Here is a 21,314-nt window from a genome sequence, read left to right on the forward strand (position 1 = left end):
GCGGCGGAGTCGCTAATGACACTGCAGGATTCAAGCTGCCGGACGGTTTCTCTTGGCTGAGTACATCTACACGATGCGCAAGACACGCAAGGCGCACGGCGACAAGGTGATCCTTGACGACGTGACGCTGAGCTTCCTGCCCGGCGCGAAGATCGGTGTCGTGGGTCCGAACGGCGCCGGTAAGTCGACGGTGCTGAAGATCATGGCGGGCCTGGAGCAGCCGTCGAACGGTGACGCCTTCCTCTCGCCCGGCTACAGCGTCGGCATCCTGCTCCAGGAGCCCCCGCTCGACGAGACCAAGACGGTGCTGCAGAACGTCGAGGACGGCGTCGCCGAGGTCAAGGGCAAGCTCAACCGGTTCAACGAGATCGCCGAGCAGATGGCGACCGACTACACCGACGAGCTGATGGAGGAGATGGGCAAGCTCCAGGAGGACCTGGACCACGCCAACGCCTGGGACCTCGACGCCCAGCTGGAGCAGGCCATGGACGCCCTCGGCTGCCCGCCCGGCGACTGGGCGGTCACCACCCTCTCCGGTGGTGAGAAGCGCCGCGTCGCCCTGTGCAAGCTGCTGCTCGAAGCCCCCGACCTGCTCCTCCTCGACGAGCCCACCAACCACCTCGACGCCGAGTCGGTGCAGTGGCTGGAGCAGCACCTCGCCAAGTACCCGGGCACCGTCGTGGCCATCACCCACGACCGGTACTTCCTCGACAACGTCGCGGGCTGGATCCTCGAACTCGACCGCGGCCGCGCCATCGGCTACGAGGGCAACTACTCCACGTACCTGGAGACCAAGCAGACCCGGCTGAAGGTCGAAGGCGCCAAGGACGCCAAGCGGCAGAAGCGGCTGCGCGAGGAGCTGGAGTGGGTCCGCTCCAACGCCAAGGGGCGCCAGGCCAAGTCCAAGGCGCGCCTTGCCCGTTACGAGGAGATGGCCGCCGAGGCGGACAAGATGCGGAAGCTGGACTTCGAGGAGATCCAGATCCCGCCGGGCCCGCGCCTGGGCAGCGTCGTCGTCGAGGTCGAGCACCTCAGCAAGGCCTTCGGCGACAAGGTCCTCGTCGACGACCTGAGCTTCACCCTGCCGCGCAACGGCATCGTCGGCGTCATCGGCCCGAACGGCGCGGGCAAGACCACCCTGTTCAAGATGATCCAGGGCCTGGAGGAGCCGGACGCCGGTTCCATCAAGGTCGGCGACACGGTCAAGATCAGCTACGTCGACCAGAGCCGCGAGAACATCGACCCGAAGAAGACCCTGTGGGCGGTCGTCTCCGACGAGCTCGACTACATCAACGTCGGCCAGGTCGAGATGCCCTCCCGCGCCTATGTCTCGGCCTTCGGCTTCAAGGGCCCGGACCAGCAGAAGCCCGCGGGCGTCCTCTCCGGCGGTGAGCGCAACCGCCTCAACCTCGCGCTCACCCTCAAGCAGGGCGGCAACCTCCTCCTCCTCGACGAGCCGACCAACGACCTCGACGTGGAGACCCTGTCCTCGCTGGAGAACGCCCTCCTGGAGTTCCCGGGCTGCGCCGTGGTCGTCTCCCACGACCGCTGGTTCCTGGACCGGGTGGCGACGCACATCCTCGCCTACGAGGGCGACTCGAAGTGGTTCTGGTTCGAGGGCAACTTCGAGTCCTACGAGAAGAACAAGATCGAGCGGCTCGGCCCGGACGCCGCGCGTCCGCACCGCGCCACCTACAAGAAGCTCACGCGAGGCTGAGGGATCTCGTGGCGCGCCACCTCTACCGCTGCCCGTTGCGCTGGTCGGACATGGATGCCTTCGGCCACGTCAACAATGTGGTCTTCCTCCGCTATCTGGAGGAGGCCCGCATCGACTTCATGTTCCGGCTGGCGCCGGGCGACGGTTCGCCCTCGTTCTCGGGCGGCTCCGTCGTGGCCCGCCACCAGATCGACTACCTGCGGCCCCTCGTCCACCGGCACGAGCCGGTGCTCGTGGAGTCCTGGGTCACCAAGATCTCGGCGGCCTCGCTGACCATCGCCTACGAGATCAAGGACGAGGAGGGCGCGGAGGAGATCTACGTCCGCGCCTCCACGCTGGTCGTCCCGTACAACCTCCAGACCCAGCGTCCGCGCCGGATCAGCGCGGAGGAGAAGTCCTTCCTGACCAAGTACCTGGCCGAGCCGGGCGAGGACGCGGGGACGCGAGCCGCATGACGGCCCCCAGGCCCACAGTGCACTTCGCCGACACCGGGGAGGCGGCGGACCTCGCCGCCTTCCTGACCCGCCTGCTCCACTACGACAAGGCGGCGGCGGTACGCGTCCAGGCCAGCGGGACCACCCTGGCCGTCTTCGGCCGCCCGGCCTCCTTCGAGGTGCTCGCCATCCGCACGGCCCGCCTGGCGAAGCCGTACGAGCACGGGCTCGACGCGGTCCTCGACCTCACCGCCTCCGCGGGCGAACTCCTGGAGCAGATCGACGAAGGGGCCGGTACGGCCCTGGTGCCCCAGCCCGTCACCGGCCCGTCCTGGGCGGGCGTGCTGCCCCCGCGCGGCGGCTGGCGCGAGGTGCCCGGGCTGCCCGCACCCGAGCGGATACGCGCGGCGGTCGGCGCCGCCGTCGCCGAATTCCGTACCCGCACCGAGCAGTTGGCGCCCGAGGAACGCACCCGCGAGGCGCTCGACCGGATCGGCAACGACCTCTGGTCCCGCTCCCTCGGCGAGGGCGGGCTCCCGCTGCGGGCCGCCCACGCCGCCCACTCCCTCGGCTTCCTGCGCCCCGCCGCCCCGGGACGCGAACCCGGACTGGCCCTGCTCGCCACCGGCCCCTGGCTGCGGCTCCGCACGGACTACGGGTCCATCGCGGTCCGCAGGTCGGGATCCTCGGCGCAGCTGAGCGTCATGCCCGCGCGGGGGCGGCGGGCGGGCTGAGACCGGACGGCTGGCTGCGGGGTGGGAGAGCCCCGGTCAGCCCGCCGTGTTGACCATCGAGGCGGCGGCGTAGGTGAGGTAGTTCCACAGGGTGCGGTCCTGCTCCTCGGTGAGACCCAGCTCGTCGAGCGCGGTCCGCATGTGCTTCAGCCAGGCGTCGTGCGCCGCGCGGTCGACGGCGAACGGCGCGTGCCGCATCCGCAGCCGCGGGTGGCCGCGGTGCTGGCTGTAGGTGGTCGGGCCGCCCCAGTACTGCATCAGGAACAGCGTGAAGCGCTCCTCGGCCGGTCCGAGGTCCTCCTCCGGGTACATGGGCCGGAGTATCGGGTCCTCGGCGACTCCCTCGTAGAAACGGTGCACCAGGCGCCGGAAGGTCTCCTCGCCGCCGATCTGCTCGTAGAAGGTCTGCTCCTGAAGCGTGCCGCGCGGAATCTCATTCACACCGTCCATCGTCTCAGATGCGGTGAACGAGGACCCCGGACCTAGGACCGGCCCCCGCCCGGCCGTGCGCGGGGATATCCGGGTCCGGCACGAGCCCCGGGTGAGCCCCCTGTGACCCTCGCCGGACGCGGGTGATCCGGCGATGATGCCGTGTTCCGTGCGATGCGCCTCGCTTCGGGCGGGGCGCCGCAGGACAGTGGAGTCATGGGCAAGCAGCGAGGGGACACCGAACGCGCACAGCCGTACGCACCGGGCCTGCGCGAGCAGGCACTGGAGGCGGAGGCGGACCGGGCACGCGTCGACCTCGTCCGGCAGATCGCGGCGCGCGGCGCCTTCGACGGGGACACGGTCTGGCAGGAGATCTTCGCCTCGGTGCCGCGCCACCTCTTCGTGCCCTGGTACTACATCGGGGTCGTCGGAGGCTACGAGCGGCTGTGGGGCGAGGACCCGGACCCCGAACGCCGCCTGAGCTGGGTACGCGGCGCCTATACGGACGGCCCGCTCGCCACCCGCATCAGGGACGGCGAACTCCTCTCCTCCAGCAGCCAGCCCTCCCTGATGGCCCGGATGCTCACCGATCTGCGGGTACGGGACGGGGACCGGGTGCTCGAGATCGGCGCCGGTACCGGGTACAACGCCGCGTTGCTCGCCGCCCGGGTGGGGGAGGACCGGGTCACCACGGTGGACCTCGACCCGGAGATCACCGAGTCCGCCCGGAGCCATCTGGCCGCCGCGGGCTGGGCACCGGCGGTGGTGACGGGCGACGGCTTCCTCGGCTGCCCGCCGCGCGCCCCCTTCGACCGCATCATCGCCACCTGCACGCTCGCCTCGATCCCCGGTCCCTGGCTCCAGCAGTGCGCGCCGGGTGCCCGGATCCTCGCGCCGCTGTCCACCGGGCTGATCGCGCTGGACGTACAGGGGCCGACGCAGGCGGAGGGCCGCTTCCTGGAGACCTCGGCCTTCTTCGTGCCGCTGCGCGGAACCGCCCGCCCGGACAGGGAACTGGTGCTCTCGGGGCTGCCCCCGCGCGTACTCGGCGACGACGGGTTCCGCTTCCTCGCCACGCTCAGCGCGGGCGCCCTCGATCCGGAGGAGGCCCTCGCGGTCTGGGAGGCGGAGGGCGCACCGCGGCGCGAACGCTTCGGCATCACCGTGTACGGGGACCGGCAGTGGGCTTGGCTGGATGATCCGGAGGGGGCTTATCGGTGGCAGTTGTGAGGTGGTGGTGGCGGGGCGGGGGAGCAGGTGACGGGTAACAGATAACAGCTGACGGATGACAGATATCGATATCCGTCATCCGTCATCCGTCAGCTGTTATCTGTCAGGTGTCAGACGTCACCTGTCAGCCCCCGGCAGCCCCGGCTCCCGACGCTCCCGTCTAGCCTCCGACCCGCTGGACCCGCTGGACCCGCTGGACCCGCTGGACCCGCTGGACCCGCTGGACCCGCTGGACCCGCTGGACCCGCTGGACCCGCCGGATCCGTCGCCCAGCCTCAGCCCCGCCGAACCCGGATCGTCGTCCAAGCCCCCACGTGTACCCGGTCCCCGTCCTGAAGCGGTACCGGAACGAACGGCTGGATCGGTTCCTCGCCGCCGTTGACCGTGGTGCCGTTCGTGGAGTTCTGGTCCACGACCGCCCAGGATCCGTCCGGCTGCTGCACCAGCATCGCGTGCTGATGCGAGACGCCCGGGTCCTCCGGCGGCACCGACAGGTCGATGTCCGGGGTGTCACCCGTCGAGTGGCGCCGGCGGCCGATGGTGATCTGGTTGCCGGTGAGCGGGCGCTGCTGTTCGGGGGAGTACGCGGGCAGGTTGAGCCCCGCGGCCTCCGGACCCGAACGCTGCATCATCGCCATGAAGTACTCGCGGTCGGGGCCGATGGTGATCGACCAGTTGGTGCCCGGCGCCGGGTACGCCTGCGGGGGCTGCGTCTGCTGGGCGCCGCCCTGGCCGTTCCAGCCCTCGGGGCCGGGGCCGCCCGCCGGGGCCGAGGGCGGTGAGAGGACCCAGTCGTCCTCGCCGCCGAAGGCCGGGCCGGGCGGCATCTGAGGCTGGGGGACACCTTGACGGTCCCCGCTCTGCGGGAAGGCCGGGGGCGGCCCCGGCTGCTGGAACGCCTGCGGCGCCCCGCCACCACCCGGACTTCCGGGCCCTTCCGGCCCACCACCGTGCTGACCGGGCCCGTTCTGCCCCGGCCCGTGCTGACCCGGGCCGTTCTGCCCCGGACCGTGGGGACCGCCAGGCCCTTGCGGTCCACCCGGAGGCATCCCGGGCCCGCCCGGTCCACCCTGACCCGGGAACCCGCCAGGCGCACCAGGCCCGTTGGGACCGCCGGGCCCCTGCGGGCCACCCGGCCCCGGGTATCCGCCAGGCCCGTCCTGCCCCGCGTATCCGCCAGGACCATCCGGCCCCGGGAACCCACCGGGCCCACCAGGCCCCTGCGGTCCCCCCTGCCCGGGATACCCATACCCGCCAGGCCCGCCGGGTCCAGGCCCGCCAGGCCCCTGAGGCAACGGTTCCGCAGGCCGGTTCATCTGCGAGGGGCGCGACCCCTGGTACTCGTACGCGTCCTGGCCGGGCGGCGGGCCCTGCTGCGGGAAGGGGTTGCCCCCCTGTGGGCCGGGAGGCATCCCCGGGCCGCCGGGTCCGCCGAAGCCGTGGCCGCCCTGACCGGGTCCGCCGGGTCCGCCCGGGCCGCCGGGCAGCGGTGAGTTGGGTGCCGCGGGGGTGTACGAAGTCGCCGTATTGGTGAGGAAGTTCCAGCGGCACTCCTCGCAGAAGGGCGCTCCGCCCTCACGCGGGGTGCGGCACTGCGGGCACAGCTGGGGCTCGGGTGCCGGGTCGGGTACGGCCGAGAGGTGCGGCCGGCCGCCCGCGCCGGGAGGCGGCGGCGGGCCCCCCGCGCCAGGTGGCGGCGGTGGTCCTCCCGCGCCGGGCGGGGGTGGTGGGCCGCCCGGGCCGCCGGGGCCCGGGTAGCCGTAGCCGGCCCCGGGCTGCGGGTAGCCGTAGGTGCCGCCGGGCGGTGGCGGGGGCGGGGGAGGCGGTACGGCTCCGGCCATGCGGTGACCGCAGACCTCGCACCAGTCGTCGGAACCCGACTGGTGTCCGTTCGGGCAGGTCGGCATGGTGGCGCCTCCCCCTTTCCTTCTCCGGCCCGTGGGCCGGTTCCTGTGGACGTCCGCGTCGCCTGCGGCGGGTGGCTGGTGGCCGGTCCTTCCGGCCGTGCCACTGCGTCGACGCTAAGACTTCTTGACGCGGACGGTCTTTGTCGACCGGGTCTCCAAGGTCATTTCGTCGGAGTCGGCGACCTTCGCCTTCAGTCGCACAGTACCCGTCGCTTCGTCCACCACGTCCACCACCTTCGCCAGGAGCTTGGCCGTATCCGCGTTTCCGGAGGCGCTCGCGAGCTGTACCGCGCGCCCCAACTTGGCGGTCGCGCCGTCCAGATCGCCCGCTTTGCGTGCTTCGAGTCCGCGCTGGATGACGTCCGCCAGCTCGGCCTGGCCGGTGTAGTGCGCGACCTGGGGATTGAGCGAGGTGGAGGCCGCCATGTCGTCGGTCCACACCGCGCGTACCAGCCCCTGGGAGAGCGTCTGGACGCCGCCGTCGGCCTCCGTGATCACCAGCGAGACCCGGGCCGCGAGCATCTCCTGGCCGATCGCCGCGTCCGGCACCTCGATGCAGAGGTGGTAGTCGCGGGACTCGTCGCCCCAGGAGCCGGTGGGGTAGTCGCCCGCGCGCGGGCCCGCCTCGGTGCGGCGGTCGGTGAGCTCCTCCACGGTCGGGGCGACCTGCTTGACGAAGCGGATCTCGGAGCCGAGCGGGGTCCACAGGCGCAGCGCGACATCCGCGATCTCCTTGCCCATCGCCTGCTCCATCATCCGCGTGAAGTCCTCGCGCAGTCCGGACGGGTCGGCCACGATGTCGGCGGAGCCGAGCAGCGCGGAGGCGATGCCGGTGACCTCCTTGACCTCCCAGTCGGTGCCGACCCCGCGGGCGTCGCAGGTGAAGCTCCCGGCGCAGTCGTCGAGCGCGGCCTGCAGGTCCTCGGGGGACTCGTGCTCGTTGCGTCCGTCGGTCAGCAGGATGCCGTGCCGGATCGCCGTCTCGGCCCCGGTGAGCAGCCCCTTGGCCAGCCGCAGCCAGGTGCCGATGGCGGTGCCGCCGCCCGCCGAGAGGCCCCGCAGCGAGTCCTTCGCCTCCTCCCGCGTACGGGAGTCGGCGACCGCGAGCGCCCCGCCGCCCGGGTAGACCTCCTTGGCCACGTGCGTACCGGCGATCACCGCGAACCGCACCCCGTCGCGCAGGGTGTCGATCGCCGCGGCGGTGGCCTCACGGGCGCCGCGCATCTTCGTGGACGGGTAGTCCATGGAGCCCGAGCAGTCCACCATGAGCGCCACCGCGGCGTCGGGTACGGCGGCGCCGTACAGCCCCGGTGCGCTCACCGCGCCGCCGACCGTGCCGCCGCCCGTCGCGGTCACCGTGACGATCGCGTTGACCTCGCGGCCGCCCTCCGGCAGATACTCGTTCTGGTAGACCTCGACCGAGAACCGCGGGCCGATCGGCTTCGAGAAATTCGCCATCCTTCGTGCTCCCCCTAGTTTTCCGGGCGCGTGGCTGTCCGTTTCGCCCGGACATCCCGCGCCTCAGGCCGATACTTCCCCCGTCGCCGAGGGCGGGAACGGCAGAACCGCCACTGTTACGTTGTCGTGGCCCCCGCCGTCCAGGGCGTGCCCGACGAGCACCTGGGCGCTGTGCAGGGGGCGTTCGGCGGCGTCCGCCGGGAGGACGCGGGCCATCTCCTCGGCGGCCTCCGCGTAGTTCCACAGCCCGTCCGTGCAGACCACCACGACGCCGGGGCGGTCGGGCTTGAAGCTGGCGGTGTGCGGCTCCACCTCGTAGGCGTCCGCGCCGAGCCAGCCGGTGATCGCGTGGGCGCGCTCGTCGGCGTAGGCCTCGGCCTCGGTCATCAAGCCGTTGGCGACCATCTGCGCGGCCCAGGAGTCGTCCTCGGTGAGCCGCGCGGAGGGCGCCGTACGGTCCAGCGGCACCCAGTAGGCGCGGCTGTCGCCGACCCAGCCGACGGTGAGCAGTTCCCCGGCGATCACCGCGCTCACCAGGGTGCAGGCGGGCGCGTTCTGGTCGACCTGCACCCCGCCCTGGGCGGCGAGCGAGTTGACCGCGCCGGAGGCGGCGAGGATCGCCTCGTGCATCGCCTGCTGCGGGTGGGTGCCCCGGGGCAGCGCGGCGAGCAGGGTCTCGTTGGCCGCGTGGGAGGCGGCGAGCGAGGCCTCGTCGGGCCGGGTCGCCGAGGACACCCCGTCGCAGACCACGGCGACGACCGCCTCCGAACCGTCCGGCAGGGCGGTACGGGAGACGGCGAAGGCGTCCTCGTTGCGGTGGTGGCGCAGGCCGCGGTCGCTGACCGCGGCGACGGCGCCCAACTCCTGCTCCATGTGGTCGCGTTCGCGGGGCTGGGCGTGGCCGCAGTTCTCGCAGTAGCCGTCGGTGTCCACCCGGCCGAGGCGGCAGGCCACACAGGACTTGCCCCCGCCGGACTCCGGGGCCGCGGGCACGGCGAGCCGCGGATCGGCCGCCGCGGGCGCGGCGAGCGGGTAGTCGGTGCCACCGGCGTGCGCGGCGTTCGCGGCGTTCGCGGCGTTTTCGGGGTTCCCGGTGTGCGCGGCGTCCCCGGCCCTGGCGTCGTGGCGCAGCGCCTCCTCCTCGGTGCGGGGCAGGGCGATGCCGGTGGAGTCGGTGCCGGGCAGTTCACTGCCGTGGTGCACCGGCACCGGGCGGTCCGAGCTGTCCACCTCCGGCGCCTCGGGCCAGTCCACCGAGCCCTCGGCGGGGGCCCTGCGCGCGGGCACCGGGACGGCCGTGCCCTCCGGCGGGGTGCTCAGCGCGACCGTCGGCCGGTCGCCGGGCCCGGCCGCGCGCGCCGCGAGGTCCAGCCCGCAGGCACCGCAGAATCTGTCGTCCGACTCCAGCGGCTCCGCGCAGTTCGGACAGTTCGCACCGGCAGCCGGCTGGTCGATCTGCGACATCACTCACACCCACGTCCGGGGGCGGAGGCGGTTGGCCCGCTCCACCAGTTCGATCCTCTCCTCACCCCGCTGCGCGAGCCGGGCGAGGGTACGGTACGAGCGTTCCAGACCGAACCGCAGTCCGCGCTCGTCCAGTTCGCTGCCGAGCAGCACGGTGCGGGCACCGCCCGCGGCCTCCGCGCCGCTCCGGCCCGTGGAGAGTACCCAGTCCAGCGCCGTCCCCAGAACCTCCGTGGACAGGCGTTCGCGGCGCAGCGCGTCCAGGCCGTAGCCGTCGAGCGCCTCCACCTGGCCCGCGGCGGCGGTGAGTTCGGTGAGGAAGGGCACGTCGTTGCCGGGGCCCGCGGAGGGTTCCGGGGCGCCCACGCGGTGGCGCAGTCTGGCCCGTACCGCTGCCACCCGGGCCGCCGTGTAGTGGATGGAGGACTCCGGCACCGACTCCAGGGTGGCCACCGCGCCGCGCCGGTCGCCCGCGGCGAGCTGCACCCGCGCGAGGCCGAAGGCGGCGCTGACATAGCTGGGGTCGGTCGTCCAGACGAGGCGGTAGTACTCGGCGGCGTTGTCGAGCTGGCCGAGGACCTCGGCGCAGACCCCGAGGGCCAGCTTCGGCGCCGGTTCGCCGGGGAAGGCGTCGTAGACCGCGTCGAAGGAGAGGGCGGCGTGCTCGCGGTCGCCGGTGGCGAGCGCGGCGATGCCGCGGTACCAGACCACTCGCCAGTCGTCCGGGTGGGCGCTCTCCAGGTGGGCCAGCGACTCGGCGGCCGGGGCGAGTTGGCCCATCTCCAGGCGGGCGCGCAGCTCGCGCAGCCGCAGTTCCAGGGAGGGGTTCGGCGCCGCCTCCAGGGCGGTGAGCAGTTCCGCGGGCGCGGAGGCCATCAGACCGGCGAGGAAGCCCGCGTTGGCGTCGCCGGGGTCCACCCGCGGCACCGGCAGCGCCAGCGAGGCCGCCGGGGTGTCCAGCGCCTTCACCAGCGGGCCGGGCGGCGGCGGGGCCGCGGGGCCCGGCACCAGCGCGGCGCCCGCCCGCTTGCGCCCGGGCCCGGCGGTGAGCGGGCGCGGGCCGAGCCGGGAGACCTCCGCCTCGGCCTCGCCGAACAGCTCGGTGTCGGTGACCTTGGTCTCCGGCCCGAACAGGGTGGACAGCGAGGGCCGCGGCCGCCCCGACTGGAGCGCGACGACCTCGCGCAGGACGCCGGTCAGCTGCTCGGCCATCTCCTGCGCGGAGGCGAACCGCCGTGCCGGATCGGGGTCGGTGGCCCGGACGAGCAGGCGGTAGAAGGACTCGTAGCTGCGGAAGACCGCGATGCTGTCGGGGTCGGGCAGCGAGTCGGCGTAGACGTTGGTGTAGCCCTGGAAGTCGAAGGTGAGCACGGCGAGCGTCCTGGCCACCGTGTAGAGGTCGGAGGCGATTGAGGGGCCGACCTCGGCGACCTCCGGGGCCTGGTAGCCGACCGTGCCGTAGATGGCCGACTCCTCGTCGTCCATCCGGCGCACCGCGCCCATGTCGATCAGCTTCAGCTGGTCCTCGGTCTGGATGGCGTTGTCGACCTTGAAGTCGCAGTAGAGCAGATTGCGGCTGTGCAGGTGCCCGAGCGCCTCCAGGGCCTCGATGCCGTACGCGCAGGCCTGCTCCACCGGCAGCGGATCGCGCTTGCCGCCGGGGGTGCGCCGCTGGTTGGCGATCTCCTTCAGCGACTTGCCGCCGACGTACTCCATGACGATGTAGCCGTCGAGGGAGCCGGTGCGCTGGTCGAGGTGCTCGACGAAGTTGTAGATCCGCACGATGTTGGCGTGCTCGATCTCGGCGAGGAAGCGGCGCTCGGAGATCGCCGCCGCCATCGCGTCCTGGTCCCCGGTGTCCAGCAGGCCCTTGAGGACCACCCAGCGGTCGGAGACGGCGCGGTCGACGGCGAGATACACCCAGCCGAGCCCGCCGTGCGCGAGGCAGCCCACCACCTCGTACTGGCCGTGCACGATGTCGCCGGGGCTGAGCTTGGGCACGAAGGAGTACGGGTGGCCGCACTTGGTGCAGAAGCCCTCGGTGCGCCCGGGGCGTTCGCCGCGGGAGCGGCCCACGGGGGCGCCGCAGTCGCTGCGCGAGCAGAACCGCTTGCGCTCGGGGACCTCCGGATTCTGCTGGACCATCGCGCGCGGATCGGGCCGCGGCACGTCCGGCACCTGCACCAGGCCCGCGCCGAGCCGCCCGCGCCCCGAGGAGGCGCCCGAGGTGCCCGAACTGCGCACCGAGACCGAGCGCGAGGAGCTCCGCCCGGAGACCGAGCGGGAGAGGCGGCCGGAGACCGAGCGGCGGGAGGTCGAGGACCGCGAGGAGCGCGAGGAGCGCGCCGACTGCGCGGAGGACCGGGAGCTGCCCGCCGAGCCCTGGCTGCCCTCCCCGCCCGAAGTCATCCCCGTGGAGGGGGAGTTGACCATGCCGGTGGGCGAGACGACCGGGGCCAGGCCGCAGGTGTTGCAGTACAGCTCACCGCCGCCCACGTCCTCGTAGGCGCCGGGGCAGCCGGGCCGCTGGCACGACTGTCCGCTCATGAGTCCCCCCTGGAGTCGGTGGGTCCGCCCTGTTCGGGGACCCGCGGCGTCAGCGCCTCGGCCGCCGCCTGCTGGTAGCGCCGCACCGCGGCCTCGGCGGCGCGCAGATCGCAGGGCGCGCTCCACAGCATCCGGCGCGCGGTGTCGTAGCGCTCCAGGAGCAGCGGGTCCTCCGCGTGGCCGTGCCGGGCGACCTTCGCCTTGTACGCGTCCAGGCGGCCGCGCAGCTCCGCCCGCACCGCCAGCGGGGCGGTCACCGCGGTCAACGACTCGCGGGCGCGCAGGAGTTCGTCCTCCGCCTTGGCCTCCAGGGAGTCGAGCAGCGGGGAGAGGCGGTTCCACTGGGCGTGCCTGCGGTACTCGGCGGCGGTCGCCAGCTGCTCGTGCAGCGCGGTGGGCGGCCCGGAGACCGCGGGCACCTCGAAGGCGGCGATCTTGGCGAGCACCTCGCCGCGCGCGGTGCGGGCCTCGGCGAGGGTGCGGTCGGCGCGGGAGAGCAGGTCGCGCAGCCCGTGCAGGCGGGCCTCGGCGTCCTGGCGGACCGCGAGCACCGCCTCGATCTCGCGGCGCACATCCTCCAGGGCGCGCGCCTCGCGGTCGTAGCGCTCGGTGTCGGGGCGCCCGCCACCGGGCGCCGAACTGCCCCCGGCGGACTGCCAGAAGGCCAGCGGGTCGCTGATCACCTGGGCGCGCAGCCTGGTGAGCGTACGGGCGATGCGCGCCAGGTCGTCACCGGCCGGGTGCTCGCCGGGGCGCACGCCGACGGAGTTGGCGAGGCTGAGGGTGCGCTGGAGCTCCGCGGAGAGCAGGTCTATCCGGGCGGGCAGCGCCGACCAGACGGCGTCCGCGGCGACCACCATGTCCAGGGAGTGGGCGTAGAGCTTGTTCATCCGGTCGACGAGCTGCTCCAGGGTGAAGGTCTCGCTCAGCGACTGGGAGCCGGTCAGCCGCGCGGCCGCCGCCCCGGTCGCGCCGGGCACCGTCACACTGGCGCCGCGCAGCCGCTCGGTCAGCTCGGCCAGCGCCTCCTGGCTCAGCCAGCGCTTGCCCGCGCGCAGCGAGCGGGCCTCGTGCAGGGCGGCCGTATAGGCGTCGAAGTACGACCAGAGGAGGGTGATCGAGGAGTCCGCCTCGGCCCAGCGCTCGGCCGTGACGCCGGTCAGCTCGGCGCCTTCGAGCAGCCTGCGCCCGGCGTGGTCCTGGAGCGAAAGGAGCGAGGTCTCCACGGCTTCGTGCTCGGCGCCGAGTCGCGCCAGCGCACGGTCCACCTCGTCCCGGTCCATCACCGGCCCGGGGGGTCCCGCGACGCCCATCGATCACCTCTCGAGTCTTGTGTGGGTCACATGGAGTCTTGTGTGGGTCACACCTGCTGCGGTCCGGTGCTCCGCGTCCCGCACCGGGCCGGGTTCCTCTCCCGGCCGGTCCCTTCCTGTCCGGCGCCCGGCTCTCCTCCTGCGGTCAGCGGTACTTGGCGGCGGGCGGCCCGCTGGACTTGCCCAGGTCCGCGGCCAGCCATGCGTCGTACGAGGCCTTCCAGCCGTTCTTCCGGTAGTCCACGAGCACCTGGTTGACGCGGGCGACCAGCTTGGTGGCGCCCTTCTTCATGGCCACGCCGTAGAACTCCTCGGTGAAGGGCTCGCCCTTCAGCTCGATCGTCGGGTCCTGGGCGGCCTGGCCCGCGCCGAGCGCGCCGTCCGTCACGATCGCGTCGACCTCGCCCAGCTGGAGCCGGACCAGGCAGTCGAGCTGGTTGGGCACCGTGGTGGAGAGGTCCGCGCCGTAGCTCTTCTTCTTCAGGGCGGCCTCCGCGGTCGAACCGGTGGCCAGGCACAGCTTCTTGCCGGAGAGCGAGTCGTCGTAGCCGGTGATCTTCGAGTTCTTCGGAGCGAGGACCTGCTGGCCGGTCTCGAAGTAGGCGGTGGAGAAGTCGACGTCCTCGATGCGCTCGCAGTTGATCGTCATGGTGCGCACCACCATGTCGACGTCCCCGCTCTGGATCGCGGGGATGCGCTGGTTGGTGGGGATGGCGCGGAACTGGACCTTGTCCGGGTCGCCGAGGATCTTCTCGGCGATCTCGTGGACCAGGTCGATGTCGAAGCCCTCCAGGTCGCCGCCGGGCTTGTTCGGGTCGCGGTAGCCCCAGCGGTAGCTGTTCTGGTCGACGCCGACCACCAGCCTGCCGCGGTCCTTGATCTTCTCGATCTCGGGCCCGCTCCCGCCGGACGGGCGCACGCTGGCCTCGGGATCCTTGCAGCTGTCGGCCGCGGGCCTGGCCTTCGCCACCCCCGGTCCGCCGGGGCTCGCGCCGCTCTCCTGGCCGCGGGAGTGGAGCACCGGCAGCAGCACGAACACGGCCGTGAGCACGATGGCCACCGCCATCGCGGCCACCCCGCCCCAGCCGCGCAGCCTGCCGAGAACGGCTCGCCGCCTTGTCACCCCACGCTCCTCAACTCCGCCGGTACGCCTGCCTCCTGGCCCGGGGGCCCGCTGTGCCCCGCCCACAGTGCCCCCTCTCACCGGTACTCCGAAAGCCTGCGCCCGATGCCGAGCACCGCCGCCGCCGCGCCGAGCACCGCGAGCAGCGCGATGCCGACCGTCAGACCGGTCATCGCGCCGCGCCCGTCCTCGGCCGCGCCGGTGAACTGCCGCTGCTCATGGGCGACCGCCTCGCCGAGCGCGCGGTCCACCTGGTCGAAGGACTCGCCCGTGGGGTCCTTGTCGTCGGCGCCGATGACCTTCTCCAGCGCGCCCTCGTAGTCGCCGGTGTCGTCCCTCTCGCGGGCCAGGGTGTGGCGCTCGGTCCAGGCGCGCAGTCCGTCGACCGCCTTCGCCACCGGCTCGTCGCCGTCCTTGTCGTCGGCGAGCCGGGCCGCCTCGCCGAGGAGTCCGGACTCCGCGCCGCCGAGGCTCTTGATCTGCTTCTGGTAGTCGAAGTCGAACTTGTCCTGCGACCTGTCCTTCACCGTGACGGTCTCGGCGCCCCGGCTGACCAGCGTCAGGTTCTCGTTGCCGCGGGCCTTCAGGGCGGCGATGCGCGCGTCGTTGAGCACCTTCAGGGAGCGCACCCCGCCGTCGTAGGAGTCGTCGAGGCCGGAGCGGGCGACGCTGTGCCCGACCGCCAGCCACAGCACGGCCACGGTGGCCGCGGCGGTCGCGGCGAGCAGGCCGTGGTTGAACACCCGGTTGGTGTGGCGGTAGTTGCGGTGCTGCGCCCAGCCCAGTGCGCCGAGGGCGAGGACCCCGAGGGCGAGGGAGAGCCACGGATACGGGGTCGCGTCGTCGTAGTCGCCGCGCAGCCGCTCGTTCTCGCTCGTGTAGAGCTTCTCGGCGGCCGGGAGCATCTCGCGCTGCATCCGGTCGTTCGCGTACCGCAGGTAGGCGCCGCCCAGCGGCAGGCCCTCGCGGTTGTTGGCGCGGGCCCGCTCGATCAGGCCGGTGTACTGGGGCAGGAGCTGGTTGAGTTCGGCTATCGCGTCGGCCGAGCCGCTGTCCGCGCCCGAACTGGAGGCGGCCCGCGCCAGCTTCTCCGAGGCCCGCTCGATGTCCCGGTCGTAGCGCTCGCGCACCGCGGCCGGTTCCTGGCCGCCCGCGAGGAAGCCGCTGGAGGCCGCCGTGTTGGCGTCCGCGAGGGAGCGGTAGATGTCCGCCGCGTCGCTGCTGAGCCGCTGGCTGCGGTGCAGTACGTCGTCGGCGGCCGCCGAGCGCGCCGAGGTCTCCCAGGCGGTCACCGCGCCGAACACCACCACGAGCAGGGCGAGTACGGCACCGATGATGCGCAGCCGCCCGGGCTCGGTGGTCGCCGCGGCGCGCAGCCGCTCGACGCCCTCGGCCCAGGCCGTGCGCCGGCCCGGCCCCGGCGGCGGGGTGCCGGGCGCGGCCCCCGGCGGCCCGGCGGGCGCCTGCTGCGGCGGTACCGCGGGCATGGCAGGCGGCGCCGGGACCGGCGGCGCGGCGCTGCCGTTCGGCGGGTGTGTCACCTGTGCCTCCCCCTCGGTCGTCTCGCGGTCACCTCCGCCCGGTCCGGGGACAAGAGGTGCACGGGCGCAAGTATGGCCGCAGGGACCGACATCCACACCAGCGTTCCACGATCTTGATACGGCGGCGGCGCCCCCGGCTCCCTCCGGCGCACCGCCTCCGCACTTGTACACGTACCCGCGGGCACATCGGTTCCCGGGTGGCGCCGGATGCGCCGGTGGTGACCCGACTGGCGCCGCCCTGGGGCGCTTTGACCGGAAAGGGCGTGTCGCGGGGGCCGATGGTGCGGGCCTTCGGGGCAGCCGGAGGGGGCCGGACGGCCGGGGAGATCAAGGGAGTTGGGGGGAGGGAAGCACCGGAGCGGGCCGGTGCCGAGGGATGCGGGTGTCCAGAGGCTCGGGTGCCGAGGGGGGCCGGTCGACGTGCTCAGGCGTGCCCTGGGCCCCCGCGGCGCTCCCGCGCGTCGTGCGGCGGCTACTTGGAGAGGTTGGGCGGCGGCACGATCGGCGAGGCCGCGACCGACTGCGGCGAGGTGGCCGAGGCGTAGGCCGAGGGCGCCGCGACACCGGCGGAGGGGTCGTCGGCCTCGGGCTCCGCCTGCGCGGGCAGCCCGCCGACGAGGCGGATCCCCGCCCGGTCGAAGGCCTGCTTGACCCGCCAGCGCAGCTCGCGCTCCACGCCCAGCGACTTGCCCGGCATGGTCTTCGCCGACAGGCGCACCGTCATCTGGTCGAGCAGCACGCTGTCCAGGCCGAGCACCTCCACCGGTCCCCACAGCCGCTCGTTCCACGGCTCGTCCTTGGCCAGCTGCTCGCCGACCTCGGTCAGGGTGGCCTTCACCCGGTCCAGGTCCTCGTCCGGGCGGACGGTGACATCGACCCCGGCGGTGGCCCAGCCCTGGGAGAGGTTGCCGATCCGCTTGACCTCGCCGTTGCGCACGTACCAGATCTCGCCGTTGTCGCCGCGCAGCTTGGTGACCCGCAGGCCGACCTCGATGACCTCGCCGGAGGCCACCCCCGCGTCGATGCTGTCCCCGACGCCGTACTGGTCCTCCAGGATCATGAAGACGCCGGAGAGGAAGTCGGTGACCAGGTTGCGGGCGCCGAAGCCGATCGCCACGCCCGCGACGCCCGCGGAGGCGAGCAGCGGGGCGAGGTTGATCTCGAAGGTCGACATGATCATCAGCGCGGCGGTGCCGAGGATCAGGAAGGAGGCCACCGAGCGCAGCACCGAGCCGATCGCCTGGGAACGCTGCCTGCGCCGCTCGACGTTGACGAGCAGGCCGCCGAGCGCGGTGCCGTCCACGGCCTGCACGGTGCGGTTCATCCGGTCGATCAGCCGGGTGATCGCGCGCCGGACCACGCCCCGCAGCACCGCGGCGACGATCACGATCAGCAGGATCCGCAGGCTCACGGCGAGCCACTGCGACCAGTTGTCCTGGAACCAGCCCGCGGCCTCGTTCACCCGGTCCGGGGTGTTCCCGAAGGAGCCGGAGCGGTCATCGGTGCCGGTGGCGGCAAGGACGGACGAGAACACGGCGGGAACCTCCAGATCAGCTGCCCGCCCGTACGGTCCGGCAGTCTCCACGAGGTGAAGCCGTACGGGCAGCACCAACCACACTAACGGGGCATCGTGTGCGGATCGGTGGGCGGTTTCGGGGAGGAAGGCGGGGGAGAACCGGGAAAAGATGTGCTCACCCTGGGCCTTCGCGCGGCCGCGCCGGGAGGCGGGCCGGGAGGCCGGTGTGGGGCAAAACACTCCGTGCCCGTTACGGGTACATGGTGGCGCTCCGACCAGGCATGAGGAGAGACTGACTGCAGATCGTCCCGGCGCGAGCCACGCGCCGCCGGCGTACAAGGAGGCCTACGTGCCGCATGTCCTGGTCCTCAACGCGTCGTACGAGCCGCTCGGCGTCGTACCGCTCCGCCGCGCGCTCGTCCTCGTCCTGGAGAACAAGGCCATCTGCCTTGAGGAATCCGGCGCCTTCCTGCACAGCGCAAGCCGCACCGTGCCCGCACCCAGTGTGGTCCGGCTCAAGCGGTTCGTGCGGGTCCCCTACCGGGGGCCCGTTCCGCTCACCCGGCGCGCCCTGTTCGCCCGCGACGGCGGCCGCTGCATGTACTGCGGTCAGGCCGCCACCAGCGTCGACCATGTGATCCCGCGCAGCCGCGGCGGTCAGCACGTCTGGGACAACGTCGTCGCCTCCTGCCGCCGCTGCAACCACGTCAAGGCCGACCGCCACCTGCGCGAACTCGGCTGGCGGCTGCGGCACCCGCCCGCCCCGCCGACCGGCCTGGCCTGGCGCATCATCGGCACGGGGCACCGCGACCCGAGCTGGCTGCCCTACCTCCAGCCGTACGGGGCGCAGGACGCGCTGGCGCGGATCGAGGGGGTCTCGGCCTGAGGGCCCGGCCCTGGACCGGCTCTCGGGCCGGTTCCGGGGCCGGTCCTGGGAGCACCGGTCAGGGGACTGCCGGTCCCGGGTCAGGGGACTGCCAGTCCCGGGATCGTCAGCCCCAGGAGCGGGGATCCTGGGATCGCCGGTCCCAGGATCCCCGCTCCCGGGATCGACAGTCCCGGGCGCACCGCCCGCGCACCCGCATCCGCACCCGCACCCGCACTCCGCCCCTCCGCAACCACCCGATCGGGTAGCACCCCTCCGCGGTCACCCGACGACCGTACGTACGCCTGACCAGGCCCCGGCCCCGCCACGGCGGGCCGCCCGGCCGTCCGGGTGCGGGGCGGCGGGGAGCCGGACTGTGGGCAGCGTCACGTTGGTGGGGCGAAGATGTCTGGGTTGGAGTTCACTGGGTAGGGCTTGCTCTCATCGGGACGCAACGGTCCGGATACCGGACGCCGGGCTTCCGAGCCCTCCGCACTCTCCGCCCAACCGCAAGGAGCCCACCGTGGCCGCTTCAGCGCATGTCCTGCCCACCGCCCTGTCCAAACGCAGCGGGACCCGGCCCCTGACCGTGGTCCCCGAGCCCGCCTCCGCCCTCGACGACGCCGCGCTCTTCACCTCCGAGGGGTCCTTCGCGGAGCTGCCGCTGACCAGTGAGCCCCCGCTCGCCGACGCGGCCCCGCTGACCAGCGAGCCCCCGCTCGCCGACGTACTTCCCCTCACCAGCGAGCCGACCGCCAACGCCACCGCGGCGGGCCCGGAGTCCACGGGAGCCTAGGGAGACCCGATGCCGTTGTCCCGGCTCGCCTCGCTCTACGGCGTCGCCACCTCCTACGCGCCCTCACCCGGCCGGGACGTTCCGGTGCCGGAGTCCACCGTGGTCGCCGCGCTCGCCGCGCTCGGCGTGGACGCGAGCACCCCCGGGGCCGTCCGCCGGGCGCTCGCCGTACGGGAGGCCGAGGACCGGGAGCGGCTGCTGCCCCCGACCGTGGTCTGCTGGGGCACCGGGAGCGCCGGGCAGGCCGAGGCGCTGCACCGGCTGCCGCCCGGCACCCGGCTGCGGGTCACCACCGAGCAGGGCGAGACCCGGGCCGAGACCACCGGGCTGCCGCCGGGAGTGCACCGCCTCGACGCCGAGGCCGCCGACGGGCGCCGCGCCGAGGCGCAGCTGATCGTGGCGCCCGAGCGCGCGCCCGCGCCGCACGCCCGCACCTACGGACTCCTCGTCCAGCTCTACTCGCTGCTCTCCGCCCGCTCCTGGGGCATGGGCGACCTCGGCGACCTGGCCGAACTCGCCTCCTGGGCGGGCCGCGACCTCGGCGCCGGTTTCCTCCAGGTCAACCCGCTGCACGCGGCCCTGCCCGGAACGCCCTCCGACCCCTCCCCGTACCGGCCCTCCACCCGCCGCTTCCCCGACCCCGTCCATCTGCGCATCGAGGACATCCCCGAGTACGCCCAGCTGCGCGGCGAGCAGCGCGCGGCGGCCGAGGAACTGCTGCGGCGGGCGGCGGCGCTGCGGGAAGGCGTCCTCGGCGAGGGGGAGCTGATCGACCGGGACGCCGTCCGGGAGCTCAAGGAGCAGGCCCTCGCCCTCGTGGCGGCGGTGCCCCAGGGACCGGGCCGCCGCGCCGCCTACTGCGACTACCTCGCCCTCGAGGGCCGCGCCCTGGAGGACCACGCCACCTTCTGCGCCTTCGCCGAGGTGCACGGCAGCAACTGGCGCGGCTGGCCCGAGGAGCTGCGCGACCCCCGCTCCACCGGGACCGGGCGGCTGCGCGGCGAACTCCGGGACCGCGTCGACTTCCACTGCCTGCTCGCCTGGCTGACCGACTGCCAGCTCGCCGCCGCCCAGCGCGCCGCCCGGGAGGCGGGCATGGCGGTGGGCCTCGTGCACGACCTCGCGGTCGGCGTCCACCCCTCCGGCTCGGACACCTGGGCGCAGCAGCGCTACTTCGCCGAGGGCATGTCGATCGGGGCACCGCCGGACGCCTTCAACGCCCGCGGCCAGGACTGGGGGCTGCCGCCCTGGCGCCCCGACCGCCTCGCGGAGAGCGGCTACGCCCCGTACCGCCACCTGCTGCGCGCCCTGCTGCGGCACGCGGGCGCGCTGCGCATCGACCATGTGATGGGCCTGTTCCGGCTGTGGTGGGTGCCCGCGGGGCAGCCGCCCACCGAGGGCACCTACGTCCGCTACGACGCCGAGGCGATGCTCGCCGTGCTGCTCCTGGAGGCGCACCGGGCGGACGCCCTGGTGATCGGCGAGGATCTCGGCACCGTCGAGGACGGCGTGCGCGAGACGCTCCAGCGGCGCGGGGTGCTCGGCACCTCGGTGCTCTGGTTCGAGCGGGACTACCGGGGCTCCGGGCGCCCGCTGGCCCCCGAGGAGTGGCGCGCGGACTGCCTGGCCACCGCCACCACCCACGACCTGCCGCCCACCGCGGCCCGGCTCAGCGGCGACCACGTCCGGCTGCGCCGCGAACTCGGCCTGGACGGACCGGAGTCGGGCGGCACCACGGGCCACGGCGACGAGGCGGGCCCGCCCGCGGCGGCGGCCCCGGCGGCGCCACCGGAACCGGCCGCCGGCGCGACCGACCCCGACAGCACGACCGACGCGGACAGCGAGGCCCGGGCGGACGAGGAGGCGCAGGAGGCCGAGGCCACCGAGGTCGCGCAGTGGCTGGCCGTCTTCGCGCGGCTCGGGCTGCTCCCGGCCGGGGCGGGCGACGAGGAGGACGAGATCCGCGCGGTCCACCGCTATCTGCGCCGCACCCCGGCCCGCCTGGTCGGCGTCTGGCTGCCGGACGCGGTCGGCGACCGCCGCCCGCAGAACGTCCCCGGCACCTCGGACGCGTACCCCAACTGGCGCCTGCCGATCGCCGACGACCAGGGCAGGCCGGTCACCCTGGAGGAGCTGGCCGCCTCCTCCCGCCTCTACTCCCTCATCGACGTCTTCCGCTCCCCGGAGGCCTCCCCGGGGCCCCGATCGGTACCCCCGGACGCGCGGGTGCTCTAGCCATT

The 21,314-nt window shown here is 73.7% G+C and carries 16 protein-coding genes; 7 read left to right on the forward strand and 9 right to left on the reverse strand.

What is annotated here, in order from left to right; genetic code table 11:
• Positions 1–52: 52 nt before the first annotated feature.
• Genes ettA through MID12_RS22875 form a run of 3 tightly spaced genes read left to right on the forward strand, consistent with a single transcriptional unit; the run spans position 53 to position 2,885 of the window.
• Complete coding sequence (gene ettA, locus MID12_RS22865) at positions 53–1,717, forward strand: energy-dependent translational throttle protein EttA (protein ID WP_040253526.1); 1,665 nt, start codon at positions 53–55, stop codon at positions 1,715–1,717.
• An 8-nt stretch (positions 1,718–1,725) separates the two neighbouring features.
• Positions 1,726–2,172, forward strand: coding sequence for an acyl-CoA thioesterase (locus tag MID12_RS22870; RefSeq protein WP_040253527.1), 447 nt, complete (start codon positions 1,726–1,728; stop codon positions 2,170–2,172).
• A complete protein-coding gene (locus MID12_RS22875; RefSeq protein ID WP_263170409.1) occupies positions 2,169–2,885 on the forward strand; it encodes a hypothetical protein in 717 nt (238 codons plus the stop codon). Before MID12_RS22870 ends, MID12_RS22875 begins: the two co-directional genes overlap by 4 nt.
• Before the next feature lie 36 nt (positions 2,886–2,921).
• Here the strand turns inward: MID12_RS22875 and MID12_RS22880 are convergent, their stop codons facing one another.
• Positions 2,922–3,335 (reverse strand): globin, encoded by a 414-nt coding sequence (locus MID12_RS22880; RefSeq protein WP_040253533.1) that lies wholly within the window; start codon positions 3,333–3,335, stop codon positions 2,922–2,924.
• A gap of 195 nt (positions 3,336–3,530) precedes the next feature.
• Here MID12_RS22880 and MID12_RS22885 point away from each other — a divergent pair, with 195 nt between their 5' ends.
• On the forward strand, positions 3,531–4,544 hold the full coding sequence (locus tag MID12_RS22885; RefSeq protein ID WP_078845195.1) for a methyltransferase domain-containing protein: 1,014 nt from the start codon (positions 3,531–3,533) through the stop codon (positions 4,542–4,544).
• 275 nt (positions 4,545–4,819) lie between these two features.
• Here MID12_RS22885 and MID12_RS22890 read toward each other — a convergent pair whose 3' ends face one another.
• The 8 genes from MID12_RS22890 to MID12_RS22925 all read right to left on the reverse strand — a co-directional run bounded on the left by MID12_RS22890 (position 4,820) and on the right by MID12_RS22925 (position 17,431).
• Positions 4,820–6,451, reverse strand: a complete 1,632-nt coding sequence (locus MID12_RS22890; RefSeq protein WP_263170412.1) for an FHA domain-containing protein — start codon at positions 6,449–6,451, stop codon at positions 4,820–4,822.
• A gap of 114 nt (positions 6,452–6,565) precedes the next feature.
• Positions 6,566–7,909, reverse strand: a complete 1,344-nt coding sequence (locus MID12_RS22895; protein WP_040253537.1) for a vWA domain-containing protein — start codon at positions 7,907–7,909, stop codon at positions 6,566–6,568.
• 63 nt (positions 7,910–7,972) lie between these two features.
• On the reverse strand, positions 7,973–9,373 hold the full coding sequence (locus MID12_RS22900) for a PP2C family serine/threonine-protein phosphatase (RefSeq protein WP_263170415.1): 1,401 nt from the start codon (positions 9,371–9,373) through the stop codon (positions 7,973–7,975).
• 3 nt (positions 9,374–9,376) lie between these two features.
• Complete coding sequence (locus MID12_RS22905) at positions 9,377–11,920, reverse strand: serine/threonine-protein kinase (RefSeq protein ID WP_040253539.1); 2,544 nt, start codon at positions 11,918–11,920, stop codon at positions 9,377–9,379.
• The gene (locus MID12_RS22910; RefSeq protein ID WP_040253541.1) at positions 11,917–13,233 is read right to left on the reverse strand and encodes a hypothetical protein; all 1,317 of its coding nucleotides are present in this window, start codon (positions 13,231–13,233) and stop codon (positions 11,917–11,919) included. Before MID12_RS22910 ends, MID12_RS22905 begins: the two co-directional genes overlap by 4 nt.
• A gap of 145 nt (positions 13,234–13,378) precedes the next feature.
• Complete coding sequence (locus MID12_RS22915) at positions 13,379–14,299, reverse strand: glutamate ABC transporter substrate-binding protein (RefSeq protein ID WP_078845196.1); 921 nt, start codon at positions 14,297–14,299, stop codon at positions 13,379–13,381.
• A 134-nt stretch (positions 14,300–14,433) separates the two neighbouring features.
• Positions 14,434–15,897: a hypothetical protein gene (locus MID12_RS22920; protein ID WP_040253545.1), complete on the reverse strand. Its 1,464-nt coding sequence runs from the start codon at positions 15,895–15,897 to the stop codon at positions 14,434–14,436.
• A gap of 472 nt (positions 15,898–16,369) precedes the next feature.
• A complete protein-coding gene (locus tag MID12_RS22925; RefSeq protein ID WP_263170419.1) occupies positions 16,370–17,431 on the reverse strand; it encodes a mechanosensitive ion channel family protein in 1,062 nt (353 codons plus the stop codon).
• Between the two features lie 331 nt (positions 17,432–17,762).
• On the opposite strand from MID12_RS22925, the gene MID12_RS22930 reads away from it, so the two are divergent.
• From MID12_RS22930 to malQ, 3 genes are all read left to right on the forward strand, one after another.
• A complete protein-coding gene (locus MID12_RS22930) occupies positions 17,763–18,299 on the forward strand; it encodes an HNH endonuclease (protein WP_040253551.1) in 537 nt (178 codons plus the stop codon).
• A 502-nt stretch (positions 18,300–18,801) separates the two neighbouring features.
• The gene (locus tag MID12_RS22935) at positions 18,802–19,074 is read left to right on the forward strand and encodes a hypothetical protein (protein WP_040253554.1); all 273 of its coding nucleotides are present in this window, start codon (positions 18,802–18,804) and stop codon (positions 19,072–19,074) included.
• Positions 19,075–19,083: 9 nt separating this feature from the next.
• Positions 19,084–21,309: a 4-alpha-glucanotransferase gene (gene malQ / locus MID12_RS22940; protein ID WP_263170422.1), complete on the forward strand. Its 2,226-nt coding sequence runs from the start codon at positions 19,084–19,086 to the stop codon at positions 21,307–21,309.
• The last annotated feature ends 5 nt before the right edge of the window (positions 21,310–21,314 follow it).

The organism is Streptomyces sp. SCSIO ZS0520, from assembly GCF_025643355.1.
Lineage (GTDB): Bacteria > Actinomycetota > Actinomycetes > Streptomycetales > Streptomycetaceae > Streptomyces > Streptomyces physcomitrii.